Raw genomic sequence first — 18420 nt, 5'->3', positions numbered from 1 at the left:
AACGAGCGGCGGACGAGCGGGCCAGCAGGCCAGCAGGCGAGCGGGCCAGCGGGCCAGCGGGCCAGCGGGCCAGTCTCGCTGGATCTTGAAGCAACGGGGCCAAGGAGGCCGCCTACGCTCCTCAAGATCTGCACAGCCGAGCGGCCGAGCGGCGAGCCAACGGGTGAGCAAGCAGGCGCCGCCCAGCGGGCGACGCCGCCGGACCGGGCAGCGAGCGAGCGGCCAGCGGCCCGCGGCGAGCAAGCGGGCGCCGAGCAAGCGGGGAGCGGCCAGCGAAGGGCGAGCCGGCCGAGCCGCGGCTTCCCCCGTCCGCGCGCATCACTCCATGCGGCAATTCGACCGGCAGACCGAAGAGCCACCGCCCGTCAGTCGATAGGCCGGCGCCACCCCAGCCCACTGACGATCAAAATCGCGGCCGCCCAACGCAGTGCCGCGACTGTCGCCTCCGTCGGCTGGGGCAGGGCGTCCGTCGGCGTGATCAGGTCCGGGGAGAAGAGGGTCGCGGCATCGCGGGCGGCAATCGCGGCGCCGAGCCAGATCAGCGCCACCGCCGCGAGCAGCACCGCGCCCGACGCGGCTCGCCACCGCCGCCGGGTCGCCGTCACGACGGCGAGAGCCACGGCGGCGAGAGCCAGCAGCAGGGCGGGCAAGGCGGGCAGGGCGACCGCCGCCGGGCTCCACGTCGGTGAGGTGCTCTCCGTCGTCGACACCCGATCGGCACCCCACTCGATCACCACGATGCGCAGCAGTGCGTATCCGGCGACGAGGGCCGCCGCAACGATCGCCGTCCTGAGTACCGCGCGGCTCTTCGTGGTTCGGCCCAGCATCGCCAGCAGCAGGAGGGCGAAGACCAGGACGGCCGCCACCGGCACCAGGCTCTCGAGCCGGGCCCGCCAGATGAGCCCGTCGTACTGCTCGGGGCTGAGGATCTGCCAGCCGGCGCCCTCGCTGGGGGCGGGCGGCACGGTCATCGCGGCCCCGGCCACCAGGACGGCCACCGCCGCGCTCAGACCCCATCTCACCGTGCGGGCGCCGTCCGCCCCGGCGCGGGGGACGGAGGCGTCGTGGATCGCGTACGCCAGCAGGCACAGTGCGGCCAGCAGTTCCGCCGGGCGGTACAGCGGGCGGGCGAACAGCACCCCCAGCACGTGCGCCCCTGCCAGCACGGCCGCGGCGGTCAGCAGCAGGGGCCTCGGTCGCACCGGGGGATGGTGTCACGTATCGGCGGAGTCGCGCTGTCCCGTACGGCTGCGCACCCAGCGCAGCAGCCGGCTGCCCTCCCCCGCCGCCGGCGTGCGCTGCACGCCGCGGCGGCCGAGCCACACCCAGACCGACAGGGTCAGCAGCACCATCGCGAACCCGAACAGCAGGTCCTCGACCGGCGCGTGGACCAGCCGCCAGCCGATGATCGCCGCCGGGTCGTAGAGCACGATCCCGCGGCCGGTCAGGATGCCGTTGGACAACAGCTGGAAGGTGATGATGATCGGGTACGTGGCCCAGAACACCACCCGCGTCACCAGCCGGGTACGCAGCACCGCGAGGTCCACGACGAGCGCCCCGGCCACGCCGAGCAGCGCCGCGACGGTGTAGGTCATTCGTCACCGGCCGGCCGGCGCAGGACGGCCCGGACCGCCTCGAAGCCCAGGACCGCGCAGACCGGCACCACGACGAAGAACAGCAGCTCGTCCAGCGGCAGGCCGCCCGGGAACAGCACGCCGGTGGTCTGCTCCGGGTCGAACGTCCAGTGCCCGGCGGCGATCGCGGCGAGGTCCCAGAGCACGAAGACCACCACGACGGGCAGCAGGGTCAGCAGCAGCCGCCGCCACCGGCGCAGCACGTTGACCTTCAGCACCGGTTCCAGCCAGATCGCCGAGACCAGGCAGCCGGCCAGCACGAGGAGGTACGCCAGGTGTCGCATGTGGGCGGTCAGAAACCGAGCGCCTGCGCGCGCCGTTTGACCTCGCGGGCCCGGTCGCCGCCGAGCCCCTTGGCGCCGCAGCCGTCCACGGTCTCGTCCGGCTCGTAGAGCCACCGCAGCGCCTCTTCGTCGTTGTACCCAGCGTCGCGAAGCAACGTGAGGATGCCGGGGAGGTGCTTGAGCACGGTGCTGTTGGCCACCAGCTCCGCCGGCACCACGCGGATGCCGTCGCGGCGGACCGCGAGCAGCGAGCCGTCGCGGATCATCTGGTGCACCTTGCTGATCGACACGTCGAGCTTGTCCGCCACGTCGGGCAGGTTGATCCACTCGGTCGGGCCGGTGGGCTGCGGGGCCGCCGCCTCACCCACGGTTACGGAATCGGTCACCCGACCAGCGTGCCATGCCCGCTCCGCGGGTGGCCAAGCGGAGCATGCGGAACCGGGAAGTCCCCGGCTCCTCGAGATCGGAGAAGTGTCCCGATGACGATGTGGCGGAAAGCCCGCACCGAGGTGGCCGGGGCGTGGCGCTCGGTGCGCTACGACCTGGCCCGGCCCGAGCGGGGCGGGGGCGTTCCGGTCGTCCGCCGGGGCGCCGGGCACCCGGACGTGACCTCGACCGGGTACGGCACGTTCGGCGGCACCGGCCTGAACGGGGCCCCGCGGACCTCGTACGGGGAGCTCGTGACCCGGCCGCGGCGGCTGGCGGCGGCCTCGGCGTTCGGCGTCCTCGCGGTCGCGGGGGCCGCGGGCAGCTACTTCGCCGTCGTCAACGGGATGGGCACGCTGGTCGACAAGCCGGCGGGCGTGGAGCCGTACCCGTTGGCCGCCGCGGCGCCGGGCGAGGCCGCGGGTGAGCTGTCCAACTCGGGTCTCGGGCGGGGCACCGCCAACGCCGGCGGCCGGCCGGCTCCGGCGGCGCCCGTGGCGGCGCCGGCGCAGCCCGTGCCCGGGACGATCCGGGTGCTGCCCACGACCGCCGGCGTCACGTCGCCGGCCGGCACCCCGGCGCGGGCCGTCGTGCCGCGGCCGCCGCGCAGCCCGGCGGCCACCAAGCCGTCGACCCGGCCGGCGGAATGCTGCCTGACCCCGCCGGTGCCCACCCCGGCCCCGCCGGCGCCGACGCCGTACAGCCCGCCGGCGACACCGGCGCCCACCTCGTCCTCTCCGGACACCGGGGAGTCGCCGGAGCCGAGCGCGTCGCCCGACTCGGCGGCCCCGTCGGGGTCCGGCGCCACCGCCGGGCCGGACGAGAGCGAGAGCCGTACGGGGCCCCACGGGCGGCGCTGATCCGATTTATCCCGATAAGCGACTCGCGGGGCCCCGGTCCCGCGGGTTGTTTTTTCGGGTATTCCCTGGTCACCGCGTCGCGCTGTACCCGTTAGGTCTCAGCTGTGACATCCTGGGCTGCCACGCCCGGAAGGACACATACACTTCACGCCGATGGACACGACTGTCGCCGACACGTTGATCGGCACGACGATTGACGGGCGCTACCGGATCACCGGTCGCGTGGCCCGTGGTGGCATGGCGACCGTGTACACCGCCGTGGACGACCGGCTCGGGCGCACGGTGGCGCTGAAGATCATTCACCCGTCGCAGGCGACGAACGTGCACTTCGTCGACCGCTTCACCGACGAGGCGAAGACCATCGCCCGGCTCACCCACCCCAACGTCGTCGCCGTCTACGACCAGGGCCGCCACCAGGGCCTGCCCTACCTGGTGATGGAGTACGTGCAGGGCCGCACGCTGCGCGACCTGCTCACCCAGCGGCGCCGGCTCAACCCGGTCGAGGCGCTGGCCATCTGTGAGCAGATGCTCGCCGCCATCGCCGCCGCGCACCGCGCCGGCCTGGTGCACCGCGACGTCAAGCCGGAGAACGTGCTGGTCGCCGAGGCGCCCAGCGGCGGCATCGCCAACCTGGTCGACAGCGTGGTCAAGGTCGCCGACTTCGGGCTGGCCCGCGCGGTCGAGGCCAGCGCCACCGACGACTCGGGCACGCTCATGGCCACGGTCGCGTACGTGGCGCCGGAGCTGGTCACCGACGGGCACGCGGACGCGCGCACCGACGTCTACTCGGCCGGCATCGTGCTCTTCGAGATGCTCACCGGCCGGGTGCCGTACGACGGCGACGAGCCGGTCGAGGTCGCCTGGCAGCACGTCGACAACGACGTCCCCGCGCCCTCCAGCATCGTCAAGGGCCTGCCCACGGTGCTCGACGACCTGGTGGCCGGCGCCACCCGCCGCGACCCCGGCGCCCGGCCCACCGACGCGGGCGCGCTGCTGTCCGCGGTGCAGGTGGTCCGCGACGACCTGGGCGCGGCGAACGTCGAGACCGCGCTGCTGCGCCAGGTCCCGGCCCGCCACCCGGCCGCCGACGCCACCGCGCTCGTACCCGCCGTCACCTCGATGTTCCCGGCCGCGGGCGGCGACCGGCCCACCTGGGCCCGCCTGCCCGAGCAGGGCCGCACCCGCGGCCAGCGCCGGGCCGGGCCGCCGCCGCCGACCGGGCCGGGCGGGCTGCTCGGCCGGTTCACCGGCGACCGCCGCCAGGCCCTGATCATGGCGGCGGTGGCGCTGATGGTGCTCGTCGTCGTGGGCAGCACCTGGTGGGTGACCCTGGGCCGGTACACCGACACCCCGCAGCTGGTGAACATGAGCCGGGCGCAGGCCGAGCAGGTCGTCGCCCGGGAGGGCTTCGAGCTGCGCATCGCCGACGGCTCGTTCAGCGAGAACGTGCCCAAGGACGTGGTGCTGAGCCAGGACCCGGTCGCCGCCGAGCGCATCATCAAGGGCGGCGTGGTCACCCTCACGCTGTCGCTGGGTCCGGAGCGCTACCCGGTGCCAGACGTGGTCGGCATGGAGCTCGCGGCGGCCCGGGGCGAGATCGAGGGCACCAAGCTCAAGGTCAAGGAAGGCACGGGCAAGTACAGCGACACCATCCCGCAGGGTGTGGTGATCTCCACCGACCCCAAGGTCAACTCACCGCTCAAGCCGGGCTCCACCGTCACCCTGGTGGTCAGCAAGGGCCGGGCGCCGATCACCGTGCCCGACTTCAAGGGCAAGAACATCAACGACGCCCGGGCCCAGGCGCAGCAGCTCGGCCTCAACGTGGTGGAGCAGTACAAGGACAACGACCAGCCCCGCGACCAGGTCATCGAGCAGTCCCCGGCCTCGGGCACCGGCGCCGAGAAGGACGACGAGATCAAGCTCGTGGTCAGCAAGGGCCCGCCGCAGGTCGCCGTGCCGGACGTCAACAACCAGCCCTGCCAGGACGCGAAGGCGGCGCTGGAGAGCCAGGGGCTGCGGGCCCGCCTGGACTTCAACCCCAACGGGCTGGTCCGGATCCAGAACCCGGCCGCGGGCACCCCGGTGCCGCCGCAGACCGAGGTCGTGCTGACGTGCGCGTGAGCCGTCCGGTCGGCTCACACACCAAGACGTCGGGCGGCCTGGCCAAGGCGGCGCTGCCGTACGTGGACGCGGCCGGCTCCGAGGCGCTGCAGGTGTACGTCTCGAACTCCCGCGGCTGGGCGCTGCCACCGGGCGACCCGAAGCAGGACACGCTGTTCCGCGACGGCTGCGGCGAGCGGGGGCTGCCGGCGTACATCCACGCGTCGCTGCTGGTGAACCTCGGCTCCCCCACCGGGCAGACCGTGCAGCGCTCGGTGGAGACGCTGGAGCACGCGCTGCGCCGCGGCGCCGCGATCGGCGCGACGGCGGTCGTCTACCACGCGGGCAGCTCGGTCGACCCGGCCCACGACGACAAGGCGATGCACCAGCTCCGCGAGGCGCTGCTGCCGCTGCTCGACGTGGCCGCGGCCCGGGGGCTGCCCAAGGTGCTGGTGGAGCCCAGCGCCGGCGGCGGGCGCAGCCTGGCCTCCAAGGTGCAGGACCTGGGGCCGTACCTGGCGGCCGTGGAGCATCACCCGTGGCTCGGCGTCTGCTTCGACACCTGCCACGCCTGGGCGGCCGGCCACGACCTGGCCACCCCGGGCGGCATGACCGAGACGCTGGACGCGCTGGTGGCGACGGTCGGCCCGGACCGCCTCCAGCTCATCCACGCCAACGACTCGAAGGACGAGTGCGGCTCGACCCGCGACCGGCACGAGCGCATCGGCGAGGGCCGGATCGGCGCGGCGGCCTTCGCGGAGCTGCTGGCCCACCCGGCGACGGCGGGTATCCCGGTGATCGTGGAGACCCCGACCGAGCAACACGAGGGGCACGCGGCCGACATCGCGCTGCTCAAGGAGCTGCGGCCGCAGCCGTGAAGCCCTCGATCACCACCGATCTGGTACGCGCCCTGGTCGCCGAGCAGTTCCCGCAGTGGAGCGACCTGCCCGTCGCACCGGTGCCCCGGCAGGGCTGGGACAACCGCACGTTCCGCCTCGGTGATCAGCTGTCCGTGCGGCTGCCCAGCGCCGAGGGGTACGTGGCCGCGGTGGAGAAGGAGAACCGCTGGCTGCCCGAGCTGGCCGGGCACCTGCCGCTGCCGGTGCCCGCCCCGGTGGCGGTCGGGCGTCCGGGCGCCGGGTACCCGTACCCGTGGTCGGTCCGGCAGTGGCTGGCGGGCGACACCCTCGGCGACGCCGCGGGGGTCGACCGCCTCCGGCTGGCGCGTGACCTGGGCGAGTTCCTCACCGTGCTGCGGCAGGCGCCCGGGCCCGGCCCGGCCGGTGGCCGGCATTCGTTCTTCCGGGGCTGTCCCCCCGGCGCCTACGCCGGCGAGGTCGAGCAGGCTCTGCGGCAGCTCGGGGACGCCGTGGACGTGCGGGCGTGCCGGGCCGTATGGGCCGAGGCGCTGGACTCGGCCTGGGAGTCGGCCCCGGTCTGGTTCCACGGTGACATCGCGGTCGGCAACCTGCTGGTGCGCGACGGGCGGCTGGCCGCCGTCATCGACTTCGGCACCTGCGGCGTCGGGGATCCGGCCTGCGACCTCGTGATCGCCTGGAACACCCTGGCCGGGGCCGAGCGTGCCGTCTTCCGCGACGCTGTCGGCCTCGACCGGCAGACCTGGCAGCGGGCCCGCGGCTGGGCGCTGTGGAAGGCGCTGATCATGCTGGCCGAGCCGGGCGCCGACCCGGCCTGGCGCCACGTCGTGGATCAGGTGCTGGCCGACCCGGTGAGCGGCTGAGGCGCCGCACCGCCCGGGATCAGCCCGGCGCGATGTCGTAGTCGAAGGTGTAGCGGTGCTCCGCGGAGCTGTTGTCGATCTCGAACGTGCCGGTGAGGCCGGCCAGCTCCTCGGTGCCCGAGTCCGGCACGACGCGCACGATCAGCGTCCCGGCCCCGCGGTCCATCAGCCCGTAGTGCTGGAGCACGAAGCTGCCGCTGCGGCCGTGCAGCGTGCCGGTGATGCGGTCGATGGCCACGTAGCCGGCGGAGCCGTCCACCGGGGTGCCGACCGAGAGCATCTCCGCGCGGCCCGTGCCGGTCAGGTCACCCGCGATGGTCTTGCGCACCTGCATCCGGCTGATCGTGTCGTCGTCGATGGGCAGCGGCTCGAACTCGGTGGTGAAGGTGCCGATCGCGCGGCGGGTCATCGGTTCTCCTCGGCTGTCGGGGCTCGGAACCCCGATGTAATCAGAAGACCGCCCGCCGGGCCGGGTGGCGCGCAGGGGATCAGGACAGCAGCTCGCCCAGCACCTTGATCGCCTCGTCGATCCCGTCGTCGTCCACGTCGAGGTGGGTCACCACGCGCGCGGTGCGCGGCAGCATCGCCGCGATCAGGACGCCCCGCTCCGCCGCCGCGGCGGCCAGGGACGGCGCGTCCAGCGCGGCCCCGGTCAGGTCCAGCGGCACCAGGTTGGTGCGCACCTTCGCCGCCTGGACCACCCCGTACGGCTCCAGGGCCTCGGCCAGCCGCCGCGCCCGCGCGTGGTCCTCGGCCAGCCGCGCGACGTGGTGCTCCAGCGCGTGCTGCCCGGCCGCCGCCAGGATGCCGACCTGGCGCATCCCGCCGCCGAGCCGCTTGCGGAGCACCCGGGCCTGCGCGATGCGTTCCGCGCTGCCGACGACCAGCGAGCCGACCGGCGCGCCCAGCCCCTTGGACAGGCAGACCGACAGGGTGTCGAAGAGCGCCCCGTACTCGGCGAACGGCACCGCGTCCGCGACGTGGGCGTGCCAGATCCGCGCGCCGTCGCAGTGCAGCGCGACGCCGGCCGTGTCCGCCGCCTCGCGCAGCGCGCGGAGCGTGGCCAGGCTGGTCACGCCGCCGCCGCCGAGGTTGTGGGTCTGCTCGACGGCGATCGCCCGGGTCGGCACCGACGGGTAGCCCGGCGGTCTGATCATCGCGGCGATCGCGTCCGGCTCCAGGGCCGCGCCGACCGACGGCCAGGTGCGGGTGGAGATGCCGCCGAGCACGGCGGCCCCGCCCAGCTCGTACGTGACGACGTGCGCGTCCGCGCCGGCCAGCAGCTCACCGCCGGGCGGCACCACGAGCTGCAGGGCGATCTGGTTGGCCATCGTGCCGGACGGGGCGAACAGGGCCGCCTCGTGCCCGAACAGCTCGGCCACCTGCCGTTCCAGGGCGACCACCGTCGGGTCGTCGCCGAAGACGTCGTCGCCGACCTCGGCCGTGGCCATCGCCTCGCGCATGGCCGGGGTCGGCCGGGTCACCGTGTCCGAGCGCAGGTCAACCACGCAGCATCTCCGCCACCAGGAACGCGAGCTCCAGGCTCTGCTGGGTGTTGAGCCGCGGGTCGCACGCCGTCTCGTAGCGGCCCGGCAGGTCGAGGTCCTCGATGCCCTGCGCGCCGCCCAGGCACTCGGTGACGTCCTCGCCGGTCAGCTCGATGTGGATGCCGCCCGGGTGGGTGCCCAGTCCGCGGTGCACCTCGAAATAGCCGAGCACCTCGTCCACCACCCGGTCGAAGTGCCGGGTCTTGTAGCCGTTGGACGACTCGTGGGTGTTGCCGTGCATCGGGTCGCACTGCCACACCACCTTGGCCCCGGTGGAGGTGACCTTCTCCACGATCGCCGGCAGCGCGTCGCGGACCTTGCCGTTGCCCATCCGGCTGATCAGCGTGAGCCGGCCCGGGATGTTCTGCGGGTTGAGCTTCTCGCACAGCTCGATGGCCGTCTCCGGGGAGGTGCCGGGGCCGAGCTTGACGCCGATCGGATTGGCGATGCGGCTGATGAAGTCGATGTGCGCGTGGTCGAGCTGCCGGGTGCGCTCGCCGATCCACAGGAAGTGCCCGGACAGCCCGTACGCCTTGCCGTCGGAGACCCGGGTGAGCGCGCGGTCGTACTCCAGGGCCAGGGCCTCGTGGGAGCAGTAGAGCGAGACCGTGCGCAGCGCCTCGTCCTCGGTCATGCCGCAGGCCCGGATGAAGTCCAGGGCGCGGTCGATCTCCCGGGCGATCGCCTCGTAGCGCTCGCCGGCCGGCGAGGCGCGGACGAAGTCCTTGTTCCAGTCGTGCAGGCCGGCCAGGTCGGCCAGGCCGCCCGCCAGGTACGCCCGCAGCATGTTCATGGCGGCGGCCGAGTTCGCGTACGCCCGGATCATCCGCTGCGGGTCGGCCACCCGGGCGGCCTCGTCGGCCTCCAGCGAGTTGATCAGGTCACCGCGGTACGCCGGCAGCCCCAGCGAGTCCGTCGCGGCCGACCGCGGCTTGGTGTACTGCCCCGCGACCCGGGCCACCTTCACCACCGGCATCGACGCGCCGTAGGTCAGCACCACCGCCATCTGCAGCAGCGTGCGGGCGTTGGCCAGCAGGTGGCTCTCGGTGTTGTCGGCGAAGGTCTCCGCGCAGTCGCCGCCCTGCAGCAGGAAGGCGCGGCCCTCGCAGACCTCGGCGAGCCGGTGCCGCAGCTGGTCGACCTCGTACGGCGCGACGATCGACGGGACGGTGTCGAGCACCCGGCAGACCGAGGCGACCTCGTCCATGTCCGGCCACGGCGGCATCTGCAGGCGCGGGAGCTCCCGCCACGTGTCCAGCCCCAGGGCCGAGTCCTCGGCGGAGTCGGTGGACGGGCGGGAGGTCTGCAGGGCGGTGGTCCCGACCCCGGGATGACTGAGCTGATGCCACTCTCGGCGCATGTCGGAAGCCTATCCGTGCAACGAAAGGGGGCGCCGGGAGGATCCCCGGCGCCCCACTTCCTAGGAAGAGATCAGTTGAGACCGTTCTTGATGGCGGTGATCAGCTCGCCGTTGGCGGTGTCGCCGGAGAACTCCCAGAAGAACGCGCCGCCCAGACCCTGCTGCTTGGCGTAGGTCATCTTGCCGGCGATGGTGCTCGGGGTGTCGTAGCTCCACCAGTTGCTGCCGCACTTGGCGTAGGCGGTGCCGGCCACGGTGCCCGTGACGGGGCAGCTGTTCTTGAGGACCTTGTAGTCCTCGATGCCGGCCTCGTAGGTGCCCGGCGCCGCGCCGGTCGCCGTGCCGCCCGGTGCGGTCTGGGTGACGCCGGTCCAGCCGCGGCCGTAGAAGCCGATGCCCAGCAGCATCTTGTTCGACGGGACGCCCTTGCTCTTCAGCTTCTGGATCGCCGCGTCGGACCAGAAGCCCTGCTGCGGGATGCCGGTGTAGGAGGTCAGCGGCGAGTGCGGGGCGGTCGGGCCCTGCGCGGCGAACGCGCCGAAGTAGTCGTAGGTCATCGGGAAGACCAGGTTCAGCTTCGAGATGCCCGAGGCGTAGTCGGCCGCGTCCAGCTTGCCGCCGTTGGAGCCGTCGGCCGAGATCGCCGAGGTGACCAGGAAGCTCGAGCCGAACTTGGTGCGCAGGGCCGAGATGACCTTGTTGTACGAGTCCGGGCCGCTGGCGTCGCACTGCAGGCCGCAGGCGTTCGGGTACTCCCAGTCGACGTCGATGCCGTCGAAGACGTCGGACCAGCGGGAGTCCTTGACCAGGTTGTAGCAGGAGTTGGCGAACGCGGTCGGGTTCGCGGCGGCCTGGGTGAAGCCGCCGGACCAGGTCCAGCCGCCGAACGACCAGATCACCTTGATGTTCGGGTACAGCTTCTTGAGCTTGCGCAGCTGGTTGAACGAGCCGCGCAGCGCGCCGGTGTCCCAGGTGTCGGCGACGCCGTCGACGCTGTCCGCCGCGGTGTAGGCCTTGTCGTAGTCGGCGTACGCGTCACCGATCGAGCACTGGCCGCCGGTGGTGTTGCCGAAGGCGTACAGGATGTGGGTCAGCTTGGCCGCCGAGCCGCTCGTCACCAGGTTCTTGACGTGGTAGTTGCGGCCGTAGACGCCCCACTCGGCGAAGTAGCCGACGACGTTCTTGCCGGCACTGCCCGGGGGCTGGGTCGTGGGCGGCGTCGTGGGCGTGGTGGGCGGCGGGGTGGTCGTCGGCGGGGTGGTCACCGGCGGCGTGGTGGGCGGGGGCGTGGTGCCGCCGCAGGCGCCCTTGTCGGCCCAGACGCCCCACTCGCCGCTGGCCGTGGGGACCTCGTTCTGGGTCCACCACTTCGCGGTGTAGTTCTTGGCCTGGTACGAGACGGTGTTGTCCTTGACGTAGACCGCCGAGGCGCTCCAGGCGGGGGCACAAGCGGCGGCGGCGGACGCCTGGACCACGGGGACGGCAGCGGTCGCGACCGCCACGATGGCCCCGGCCCATAGGGCGCGGCGGAGGGATTTCTTCACTGCGTCTCCTCAAGAACAGTTAGGAAACTTTCCAAAGGGAAGTTGAAGAGACGGTAGTCACATCAATGAACGTGAGTCAAGAGCTCGTAACTTTTCCGAAGAGGGCGCCACCGCGTGCACTCGCTCGGGCACAGCGCGTAGTCTGCCGTCATGACCATCTTTGCCGTCGACATCCACGCGCTCTCCGGCGGACCGGCCGAAATGGACCGCTATCGCGGCCACGTCGTCCTGGTGGTCAATGTGGCCTCGCGCTGCGGCCTCACCCCGCAGTACGCCGGCCTCCAGCGGCTCGCCGACACCTACGCCGACCGGGGCCTGGTCGTCCTGGGCGTGCCGTGCAACCAGTTCGCCAGCCAGGAGCCGGGCAGCGCGGCCGAGATCGAGGAATTCTGCCAGGCCAGCTACGGCGTCACCTTCCCGCTGACCGAGAAGGTCGACGTGAACGGGCCCGGACGCCACCCGCTCTACCGCGCGCTGGTCGGCGACGGCCCCGACATCCAGTGGAACTTCGAGAAGTTCGTGGTGGGCCCGGACGGCGCGGTCGCCGCCCGGTTCGCGCCGCAGACCGATCCGCAGGACGAAGAACTCGTCGCCGTCATCGAGAAGCTCCTCCCATCCGGCCACCCCGCCACCGCCCCTGACCGGACTGAAGACGGTCCACTGAGCCGCGGATGAGCATCCACGTGATCGGCGTCGACGCCTACGCCCTCGGCTGGGTGGGGGTCGAGCTGCGCGACGGCGCCTTCGGCCGGGCGATGCTCGCGTCCACGCTGTACGAGATCGTCGCCGGCAGCTCCGGCGCGGCCGTGATCGGCGTCGACATCCCGCTGGGCATGCTCCCCGACCGGTGGCGCGCCGCCGACACGCTCGCCGCCGACCAGCTCGGCCCGCGGCGCGGCAGCATCTTCCGGGTGCCGCCCAAGGCGGTCTGGCAGGAGGGCGACTTCGCCGCCGCCAACCGGCTCTGCCGCGAGCTCACCGGGGCCGGGCTCAGCCGCCAGTCCTGGGCCCTGCGACCCAAGCTGCTGGAGGCCAACGCGATCTGGGAACGACACCCGGGGCTGCTCTTCGAGGCCCACCCCGAGGTGTCGTTCCGGCAGATGGCGGGCGAGCCGCTGGCGTACGCGAAGAAGACCTGGACCGGCCAGGCCCGCCGCCGGCAGCTGCTGGCCAAGCACGGCATCGTGCTGCCCGACCAGCTCGGCCCGGCCGGCCAGGCCCCGCCCGACGACATCCTCGACGCCGCCGCGGTGGCCTGGAGCGCGCACCGGATGGCGACCGGGGCGGCGCAGAGCCACCCCAGCCCGCCCGAGGAGAACGAGGGCACCCGCATCGCGATCTGGTACTAGTCGTCCAGGCTGCCCATGGTCAGGTTGACCGTGGTGCCGGTCAGCCCGCTCGCCCGGCCGGACGCCACCAGCACCGCCGCCCCGGCCACGTCGGCCAGCGTCATCACCCGGCGCGGATGCGTCGTCCCGGCCAGGTAGGCCTGGAACTCCGCCCAGGTGGCCCCCGTGGTCTTGGCGTCGAACGCCTCCCGCATCGTGCGGGTCTCCGGCATGCCGTGCGCCCGCAGCCCCACCACCCGGATGCCCTGCGGGGCCAGCTCGGCCGACAGGTCCCGGGTGAGCGCCTCCTTGGCCGCCTGCGACGGGCCGTAACCGCCGTTCAGCCGCGAGCCCATCCGGGCCGGCAGCGCGGTCACCGTCATGATCACCCCCGAGCCGGCCGGGATCATCCGCCGCGCGGCCAGCCGGGCGGTCAGGAAGTACGCCATCGGATACGCCGCGATCGGCCGGGCGAACAGCTCGGCGGCCAGCTCGGTCAGCGGCACACCCAGCAGCTCCGGGTTCGGCAGCCCGACCGCGTCGAACGCGATGTCGACGCGGCCGGCCCGCGCGACGACTGACTCCAGATGGCCGTCCACCGCCCGCTCGTCCAGGGCGTCCACCTCGGCCACCTCGGCGCCCGCCAGCTCCTTGGCGACCACCTCGACCGACGCGCGGCGGCGCCCGGTCAGGAACAGCCGGGCGCCCTCGGCGGCGAAGGCACACGCGACCGCACCGCCGATCGCGCCGCCGGCTCCGTAGATCACAGCCACCTTGTCCTGCAGAATCATCGCTGGTCCCCTCCGGGCTCCGTCGGTCGGAGCCGTCGCCAGGGCAGACACCGCACGGCCGGGGAACCGGGCGCGGGCGGACCGCCCAGTTCCCCGCCCGGCCGGTGTCTGCACGCGGGAAGGAGGTGAGGCGGCGATGACAGCCGACCTGATCTCCCGGGCGCGGGCCGGGGACGGCGACGCGTTCCGGGAGCTGACCGAACCGCACCGCCGGGAACTCCAGGTGCACTGCTACCGGATGCTGGGCTCCCTGCAGGACGCCGAGGACGCCCTGCAGGACGCGCTGCTGGCCGCCTGGCAGGGGCTCGCCGGCTACGAGGGCCGCGCCTCGATCCGCACCTGGCTCTACCGCATCGCCACCACCCGGTGCCTCAACGCGCGGCGCGCGGCCGGCCGGCGACCCGCCCGGGCGTGGAACATCCCCGGGGTGGAACCGCCCGAACCGACCCGGCTCGGCGAGATCGTGTGGCTGGAGCCGTACCCGGACGCCCTGCTCGACCCGGCGCCGCTCGGCCCGGAGGCCCGCTACGAGCAGACCGAGGCCATCTCCCTGGCCTTCGTGACCGCGCTGCAGGCGCTGCCACCCCGCCAGCTCGCCGTCCTCGTGCTGCGCGACGTCCTCGGCTTCCCGGCGGGCGAGGTGGCCGCGATGCTGGACTCCACCGTCGACTCGGTCACCAGCGCGCTCAAGCGGGCCCGCGCCGGGCTGCGCGGGCGCCGGCCCACCCCGGGCGGGTCACCCGCCGGGGCGGCGGTGGTCACCCGGTTCGTCCGGGCGTACGAGGCCGCCGACGTCGACGCGCTGCTGGCCCTGCTGACGGACGACGTCTTCATGTCGATGCCGCCGATGCCGCTGGAGTACCAGGGCCGCGACCCGGTGGGCCGGTTCTGCGCCGCCATCTTCGGCGCGGGCCGCCGGTTCGACCTGGTGCCGACGCGGGCCAACGGTCAGCCCGCGTTCGGCGCCTACCTGCGTACCCCCAGCGGCGCCCGGACCGGGACCGGCCTGATCACCGTCACCCTCGACGGCGAGCGGATCTGCGCCCTGTCCCGCTTCGAGGGCTCCGTGCTGCCCTTCTTCGGGCTGCCCCCGTCACTGCCCGGCCCGGGCCGGGCGGCGTCACTGCCCGCCCCGGGCCGGGCGGCGTCACTGCCCGGCCCGGGCCGGGCGGCGTCACTGCCCGGCCCGGGCCGGTTCTAGGCCGACTGCGCCGCGATCTCCCGGGCCCGGTCCCGCGCGGCCTCCAGCGCGGCCAGCAGCGCCGCGCGGACGCCGTGCTTCTCCAGCTCGCGGATCGCCGAGATGGTCGTGCCGGCCGGCGACGTGACCGCCTCGCGCAGCTTCACCGGGTGCTCACCGGAGTCGCGCAACATCACCGCCGAGCCGATCGCGGTCTGCACGATCAGCTCGTGCGCCACCTGACGCGGCAGCCCGAGCAGGATCCCGGCGTCGATCATCGCCTCGACCAGCAGGTAGAAGTACGCCGGGCCGGAGCCGGACAGCGCGGTCACCGCGTCCTGCTGCGCCTCCGGCACCCGCATCGTCTTGCCCAGCGGCTGGAAGATCTCCTCGGTCAGCGCCAGATGCTCGTCGGTCGCGTACGGGCCCGGCGAGATCACCGTCATCGCCTGGTCCACCAGCGCCGGGGTGTTGGTCATGACCCGCACCACCGGGATGCCACCGGGCAGCCGCTCGGTGAAGAAGCTCGTCGGCAGGCCGGCGCAGAGCGACACCACCAGCTTGCCGGGCGGGATCTTCATGCCGAACTCGTCCAGCAGCCGGCCCGCGTCCTGCGGCTTGACCGCCACCAGCAGCACGTCGGCCTGGGTGACGGCGGTGAGGTTGAGGGTGGGCCGGATCCCGTACCGCTCGGCCAGCTCGGCGGCCCGCTCCGGGCGCCGGGTGGTGGCGATGAGCTGGCCGGGCGGCCAGCCGGCCCGCAGCAGGCCGGAGAGGACCAGCTCGCCGAGCTTGCCGGCGCCGATCACCGCGATCATGTGATTGCCCATCGGGGCCCCTTCGGGAATGGGAAAAGGGGGCGACCGACGGCCGCCCCCTTCTCACGATGTCGGCTCAGCTGCCGAAGAAGACCTCGGCCTCGTCGTACCGCGAGATCGGAACGGTCTTGAGCTCGCCGGTGCCGTCGGCGAGCGGGACGCGGACGATGTCGGTGCCACGCAACGCCATCATCTTACCGAAATCACCCTCGTGGACGGCGTCGATCGCCTGCAGACCGAAACGGGTCGCCAGCACCCGGTCGAACGCGGTGGGCGTGCCGCCGCGCTGGATGTGACCGAGGACGACCGTACGGGCCTCCTTGCCGGTCTTCTCCTCCAGCTGCTCGGCCAGCCACTGGCCGATGCCGCCGAGGCGGACGTGGCCGAACGCGTCGAGCTCCTGGTTGTGCAGCACCATCTGGCCCTCGAGCGGCTGCGCGCCCTCGGCGACCACGACGATGGGGGCGTACTCGACCTGGAAGCGCTTGGTCACGTACGTGGCCACCTGCTCCACGTCGAAGTTGCGCTCCGGCAGCAGGATGACGTTGGCGCCACCGGCCAGGCCGGCGTGCAGCGCGATCCAGCCGGCGTGCCGGCCCATGACCTCGACGACCAGCGTGCGGTGGTGCGACTCGGCCGTGGTGTGCAGCCGGTCGATGGCCTCCATCGCGATGTTGACCGCGGTGTCGAAGCCGAACGTGTAGTCGGTCGCGTTGAGGTCGTTGTCGATCGTCTTCGGCACGCCGACGACCTTCACGCCCAGGTCGTTGAGCTTGGTCGCGACGCCGAGGGTGTCCTCGCCGCCGATCGCCACGAGCGCGTCGACACCCTGCTCGGCCAGGTTGGCCTTGATCCGCTCGACACCCCCCTCGATCTTGAAGGGGTTGGTGCGGGAAGAACCCAGGATGGTGCCGCCGCGGGGCAGGATACCCCGGACCTCGGCGATGCCGAGGGGCTTCGTCAGGCCCTCCAGGGGGCCCTTCCACCCGTCGCGGAATCCGACGAACTCGTGTCCGTAAGTGGCGACGCCCTTACGAACCACCGCCCGGATCACCGCGTTCAGACCGGGGCAGTCGCCACCGCCGGTGAGCACGCCGATACGCATGATTGCTCGTCCTCCCTGGAGATCAGGTCGAGAGATGCCCGCCTCCTCCAGAAGTGAAAAGCCGTCCGGCTGCACTGCCGGGGTCCTGGGGCGGGCCGCAAGCGCACTGTAGTCGCCGCTCGCAGCCCGGACCAAGGCACCCCGCTACAACTGCACGGTTTCGTTCTCACCCGCATCAGGGGTCTTTCCGGTCACGGCCGCCTTGGCGTAGCCCAGCAGGGTGACCACCCGCGAGCTGTGCGCCGACTCCCAGTACTCGGCGGTGTCGGCGTGCACCTTCACGAGCGTGAGGTTGGGCGTCTCCAGCCCGTCCGGGAACCACGCCTTGAGCATCGGGTTCCACAGCTCCTCGGCCTTGGCCCGATCGGTGAGCTGCTCCGCGGCGCCCGCGACGGACACCCAGGCGTGCTGCTTCTCGTCACTGAACGACACGTTGACCTGCGGGTGCGTCCGTACCTGGGCGACCAGGTCGGAATCGGCGTAGGTGAAGAACCACAGATCACCGTCGAACTCGACGTCCTGCACGGCCATCGGCCGGCTGACGTGCCGCCCGTCGGCGGTCATCGTGGTGAGCATGCCGATCCGGGCGTCCTTGACCAGCTTCTTGAGGGTCTCGCGCTTCTCCTGCTCGGTCTTTTCCGCGTCCGCCATGGGACATCCCTTCGTCGGTGGATACGACGGGAAGGTGCCCGGTGCGGGCAGCGCGAAACGAAGATCAAATTCTTTCGGGCGGGGGGTTGCTCGCTTCGTCGGCCGCTGTCGCTGGGGTTGCTTCGCAGCTCACGCCCAGGTTTCTCGGGTGCGATTCTTCTCGGCGCGCAGCTACTGGGTCTGGCCGCAGCCTTTCCTGCGGCGCGGAGCTTCTTCTGGCCTGCTTTTCGGGCGGCGGGGGTCTCCACTGCGCTGCTTTCCGCGCGGTGCAGCCTCTCCGCTGTCCAGCTCTCCGTGCGGCGCAGCTGCCCCGCCGTCCGACTTTGCTCGCCGCTCGGTTTCTTCCGGCGCTGAGCTTCTTGATCCTGCTCAGGTTCGGGCCATTGCGCACAGGGCCGCCACACCCTCGAGACCGGCGTGCACTGAATCTTGCAGCGCCAGTACCCAAGAACTCACCCAGACTATTCAAGATCCGCGCGGATCGGCGCGGGGCGACGGGCCGGCACGGGCTAAGCGGCCGGCGGCCGGCGGGCCTGCGGGCCGGCGGCCGGCGGGCCTCCTGACGGGCTGGTGGGCCGGCGGGCCTGCTGACGGGCTGGTGGGCCGGCGGCCTGCTGACGGGCTGGTGGGCCGGCGGGCCTGCTGACGGGCTGGTGAGCTGCTGCGCTGGCGACTGGCGGGCCGGTAGGCGGGCTGACGGGCTGACGGGCTGACTGGTGGACGGGCTGACTGGTGGACGGGCTGGCACATTGACTAGTCGACCTGGCCGACTGGCGCGCTGCGCGCGGACCGGCTGACTACCGCCCGCGTCCGCACCGCGATATCGCGCCGCCACGGCGACCACCGGGCAGCCCACCCCACGGAGCTGACCCAGGCATTCACGCCAGGCCGTGCCAGTAGGGCCGCCACACCCTCGACAGCGGTTCTGTCACCGAATCATGAAGCGCCAGCACCCAGAAACTCACCCCAACTCATCAAGATCCACGCGGGTGGTGGCCTGGCGGGCGGCGGACTGGCGCTGCAGGCGGACGGATGGGCTGATCGACACGCT

Annotated in this window: 19 protein-coding genes; 7 read left to right on the top strand and 12 right to left on the bottom strand. The window is 72.8% G+C overall.

The features are described from left to right. Window positions 1–365 precede the first annotated feature (365 nt). From Ani05nite_RS00095 to Ani05nite_RS00080, 4 genes are read right to left on the bottom strand one after another with little or no spacing between them, the layout of a single operon-like run. Entirely contained in the window at window positions 366–1202 is an 837-nt protein-coding gene (locus Ani05nite_RS00095; protein ID WP_203762433.1) for a hypothetical protein, read from the bottom strand. 12 nt (window positions 1203–1214) lie between these two features. Further along, window positions 1215–1595, bottom strand: coding sequence for a lycopene cyclase domain-containing protein (locus Ani05nite_RS00090; protein ID WP_203762430.1), 381 nt, complete (start codon window positions 1593–1595; stop codon window positions 1215–1217). Continuing rightward, window positions 1592–1918 carry a lycopene cyclase domain-containing protein gene (locus Ani05nite_RS00085; protein ID WP_203762427.1) on the bottom strand — a complete coding sequence of 109 codons (327 nt, stop codon included), beginning with the start codon at window positions 1916–1918 and terminating at the stop codon, window positions 1592–1594. Before Ani05nite_RS00085 ends, Ani05nite_RS00090 begins: the two co-directional genes overlap by 4 nt. Before the next feature lie 8 nt (window positions 1919–1926). After that, entirely contained in the window at window positions 1927–2304 is a 378-nt protein-coding gene (locus Ani05nite_RS00080) for an Rv2175c family DNA-binding protein (RefSeq protein ID WP_203762412.1), read from the bottom strand. A gap of 93 nt (window positions 2305–2397) precedes the next feature. On the opposite strand from Ani05nite_RS00080, the gene Ani05nite_RS00075 reads away from it, so the two are divergent. From Ani05nite_RS00075 to Ani05nite_RS00060, 4 genes are all read left to right on the top strand, one after another. Then, window positions 2398–3204 (top strand): hypothetical protein, encoded by an 807-nt coding sequence (locus tag Ani05nite_RS00075; protein WP_203762408.1) that lies wholly within the window; start codon window positions 2398–2400, stop codon window positions 3202–3204. 153 nt (window positions 3205–3357) lie between these two features. Further along, a complete protein-coding gene (pknB, locus tag Ani05nite_RS00070; RefSeq protein WP_203762405.1) occupies window positions 3358–5325 on the top strand; it encodes a Stk1 family PASTA domain-containing Ser/Thr kinase in 1968 nt (655 codons plus the stop codon). Further along, on the top strand, window positions 5316–6182 hold the full coding sequence (locus tag Ani05nite_RS00065; protein WP_203762402.1) for a deoxyribonuclease IV: 867 nt from the start codon (window positions 5316–5318) through the stop codon (window positions 6180–6182). Before pknB ends, Ani05nite_RS00065 begins: the two co-directional genes overlap by 10 nt. Beyond that, the gene (locus Ani05nite_RS00060; RefSeq protein WP_203762399.1) at window positions 6179–7045 is read left to right on the top strand and encodes an aminoglycoside phosphotransferase family protein; all 867 of its coding nucleotides are present in this window, start codon (window positions 6179–6181) and stop codon (window positions 7043–7045) included. The genes Ani05nite_RS00065 and Ani05nite_RS00060 overlap by 4 nt, the downstream gene beginning before the upstream one ends. A gap of 19 nt (window positions 7046–7064) precedes the next feature. Here the strand turns inward: Ani05nite_RS00060 and Ani05nite_RS00055 are convergent, their stop codons facing one another. The 4 genes from Ani05nite_RS00055 to Ani05nite_RS00040 all read right to left on the bottom strand — a co-directional run bounded on the left by Ani05nite_RS00055 (window position 7065) and on the right by Ani05nite_RS00040 (window position 11496). Continuing rightward, window positions 7065–7454, bottom strand: a complete 390-nt coding sequence (locus Ani05nite_RS00055) for a DUF3224 domain-containing protein (protein ID WP_203762396.1) — start codon at window positions 7452–7454, stop codon at window positions 7065–7067. 79 nt (window positions 7455–7533) lie between these two features. Beyond that, a complete protein-coding gene (locus Ani05nite_RS00050; protein ID WP_203762393.1) occupies window positions 7534–8553 on the bottom strand; it encodes a threonine aldolase family protein in 1020 nt (339 codons plus the stop codon). Continuing rightward, window positions 8546–9952, bottom strand: coding sequence for a class II 3-deoxy-7-phosphoheptulonate synthase (locus Ani05nite_RS00045; RefSeq protein WP_203762390.1), 1407 nt, complete (start codon window positions 9950–9952; stop codon window positions 8546–8548). Before Ani05nite_RS00045 ends, Ani05nite_RS00050 begins: the two co-directional genes overlap by 8 nt. Before the next feature lie 71 nt (window positions 9953–10023). Beyond that, the gene (locus tag Ani05nite_RS00040; protein WP_203762388.1) at window positions 10024–11496 is read right to left on the bottom strand and encodes a glycosyl hydrolase family 18 protein; all 1473 of its coding nucleotides are present in this window, start codon (window positions 11494–11496) and stop codon (window positions 10024–10026) included. A gap of 150 nt (window positions 11497–11646) precedes the next feature. On the opposite strand from Ani05nite_RS00040, the gene Ani05nite_RS00035 reads away from it, so the two are divergent. Beyond that, on the top strand, window positions 11647–12171 hold the full coding sequence (locus tag Ani05nite_RS00035; RefSeq protein WP_203762386.1) for a glutathione peroxidase: 525 nt from the start codon (window positions 11647–11649) through the stop codon (window positions 12169–12171). Further along, complete coding sequence (locus Ani05nite_RS00030) at window positions 12168–12845, top strand: DUF429 domain-containing protein (RefSeq protein ID WP_203762384.1); 678 nt, start codon at window positions 12168–12170, stop codon at window positions 12843–12845. The genes Ani05nite_RS00035 and Ani05nite_RS00030 overlap by 4 nt, the downstream gene beginning before the upstream one ends. Here the strand turns inward: Ani05nite_RS00030 and Ani05nite_RS00025 are convergent. Continuing rightward, entirely contained in the window at window positions 12842–13615 is a 774-nt protein-coding gene (locus Ani05nite_RS00025) for an SDR family NAD(P)-dependent oxidoreductase (protein WP_203762382.1), read from the bottom strand. The two genes, Ani05nite_RS00030 and Ani05nite_RS00025, sit on opposite strands and share 4 nt — an antisense overlap. A gap of 136 nt (window positions 13616–13751) precedes the next feature. Here Ani05nite_RS00025 and Ani05nite_RS00020 point away from each other — a divergent pair, with 136 nt between their 5' ends. Beyond that, window positions 13752–14816 (top strand): RNA polymerase subunit sigma-70, encoded by a 1065-nt coding sequence (locus Ani05nite_RS00020; protein WP_203762380.1) that lies wholly within the window; start codon window positions 13752–13754, stop codon window positions 14814–14816. On the opposite strand, the gene proC is transcribed toward Ani05nite_RS00020, so the two are convergent. The 3 genes from proC to Ani05nite_RS00005 all read right to left on the bottom strand — a co-directional run bounded on the left by proC (window position 14813) and on the right by Ani05nite_RS00005 (window position 17369). After that, window positions 14813–15625 carry a pyrroline-5-carboxylate reductase gene (gene proC, locus Ani05nite_RS00015; protein ID WP_203762378.1) on the bottom strand — a complete coding sequence of 271 codons (813 nt, stop codon included), beginning with the start codon at window positions 15623–15625 and terminating at the stop codon, window positions 14813–14815. The genes Ani05nite_RS00020 and proC overlap by 4 nt on opposite strands. A 64-nt stretch (window positions 15626–15689) precedes the next feature. After that, window positions 15690–16718, bottom strand: coding sequence for a 6-phosphofructokinase (locus Ani05nite_RS00010; RefSeq protein WP_203762376.1), 1029 nt, complete (start codon window positions 16716–16718; stop codon window positions 15690–15692). 144 nt (window positions 16719–16862) lie between these two features. Further along, entirely contained in the window at window positions 16863–17369 is a 507-nt protein-coding gene (locus Ani05nite_RS00005) for a pyridoxamine 5'-phosphate oxidase family protein (RefSeq protein ID WP_203762374.1), read from the bottom strand. Window positions 17370–18420: the final 1051 nt, after the last annotated feature.

The organism is Actinoplanes nipponensis (assembly GCF_016862275.1).
GTDB classification, from domain to species: domain Bacteria; phylum Actinomycetota; class Actinomycetes; order Mycobacteriales; family Micromonosporaceae; genus Actinoplanes; species Actinoplanes nipponensis.
Note: the sequence above shows the minus strand (reverse complement) of the source record. Positions and strands in the feature narration are given on the sequence as shown.

Coding starts and splice junctions, on each gene's coding strand:
- pknB (WP_203762405.1), top strand. CDS start 3,358: ATGGACACGACTGTCGCCGACACGTTGATCGGCACGACGATTGACGGG.
- proC (WP_203762378.1), bottom strand. CDS start 15,625: ATGGGCAATCACATGATCGCGGTGATCGGCGCCGGCAAGCTCGGCGAG.
- Ani05nite_RS00045 (WP_203762390.1), bottom strand. CDS start 9,952: ATGCGCCGAGAGTGGCATCAGCTCAGTCATCCCGGGGTCGGGACCACC.
- Ani05nite_RS00035 (WP_203762386.1), top strand. CDS start 11,647: ATGACCATCTTTGCCGTCGACATCCACGCGCTCTCCGGCGGACCGGCC.
- Ani05nite_RS00075 (WP_203762408.1), top strand. CDS start 2,398: ATGACGATGTGGCGGAAAGCCCGCACCGAGGTGGCCGGGGCGTGGCGC.
- Ani05nite_RS00030 (WP_203762384.1), top strand. CDS start 12,168: ATGAGCATCCACGTGATCGGCGTCGACGCCTACGCCCTCGGCTGGGTG.
- Ani05nite_RS00055 (WP_203762396.1), bottom strand. CDS start 7,454: ATGACCCGCCGCGCGATCGGCACCTTCACCACCGAGTTCGAGCCGCTG.
- Ani05nite_RS00010 (WP_203762376.1), bottom strand. CDS start 16,718: ATGCGTATCGGCGTGCTCACCGGCGGTGGCGACTGCCCCGGTCTGAAC.
- Ani05nite_RS00090 (WP_203762430.1), bottom strand. CDS start 1,595: ATGACCTACACCGTCGCGGCGCTGCTCGGCGTGGCCGGGGCGCTCGTC.
- Ani05nite_RS00005 (WP_203762374.1), bottom strand. CDS start 17,369: ATGGCGGACGCGGAAAAGACCGAGCAGGAGAAGCGCGAGACCCTCAAG.
- Ani05nite_RS00085 (WP_203762427.1), bottom strand. CDS start 1,918: ATGCGACACCTGGCGTACCTCCTCGTGCTGGCCGGCTGCCTGGTCTCG.
- Ani05nite_RS00020 (WP_203762380.1), top strand. CDS start 13,752: ATGACAGCCGACCTGATCTCCCGGGCGCGGGCCGGGGACGGCGACGCG.
- Ani05nite_RS00025 (WP_203762382.1), bottom strand. CDS start 13,615: ATGATTCTGCAGGACAAGGTGGCTGTGATCTACGGAGCCGGCGGCGCG.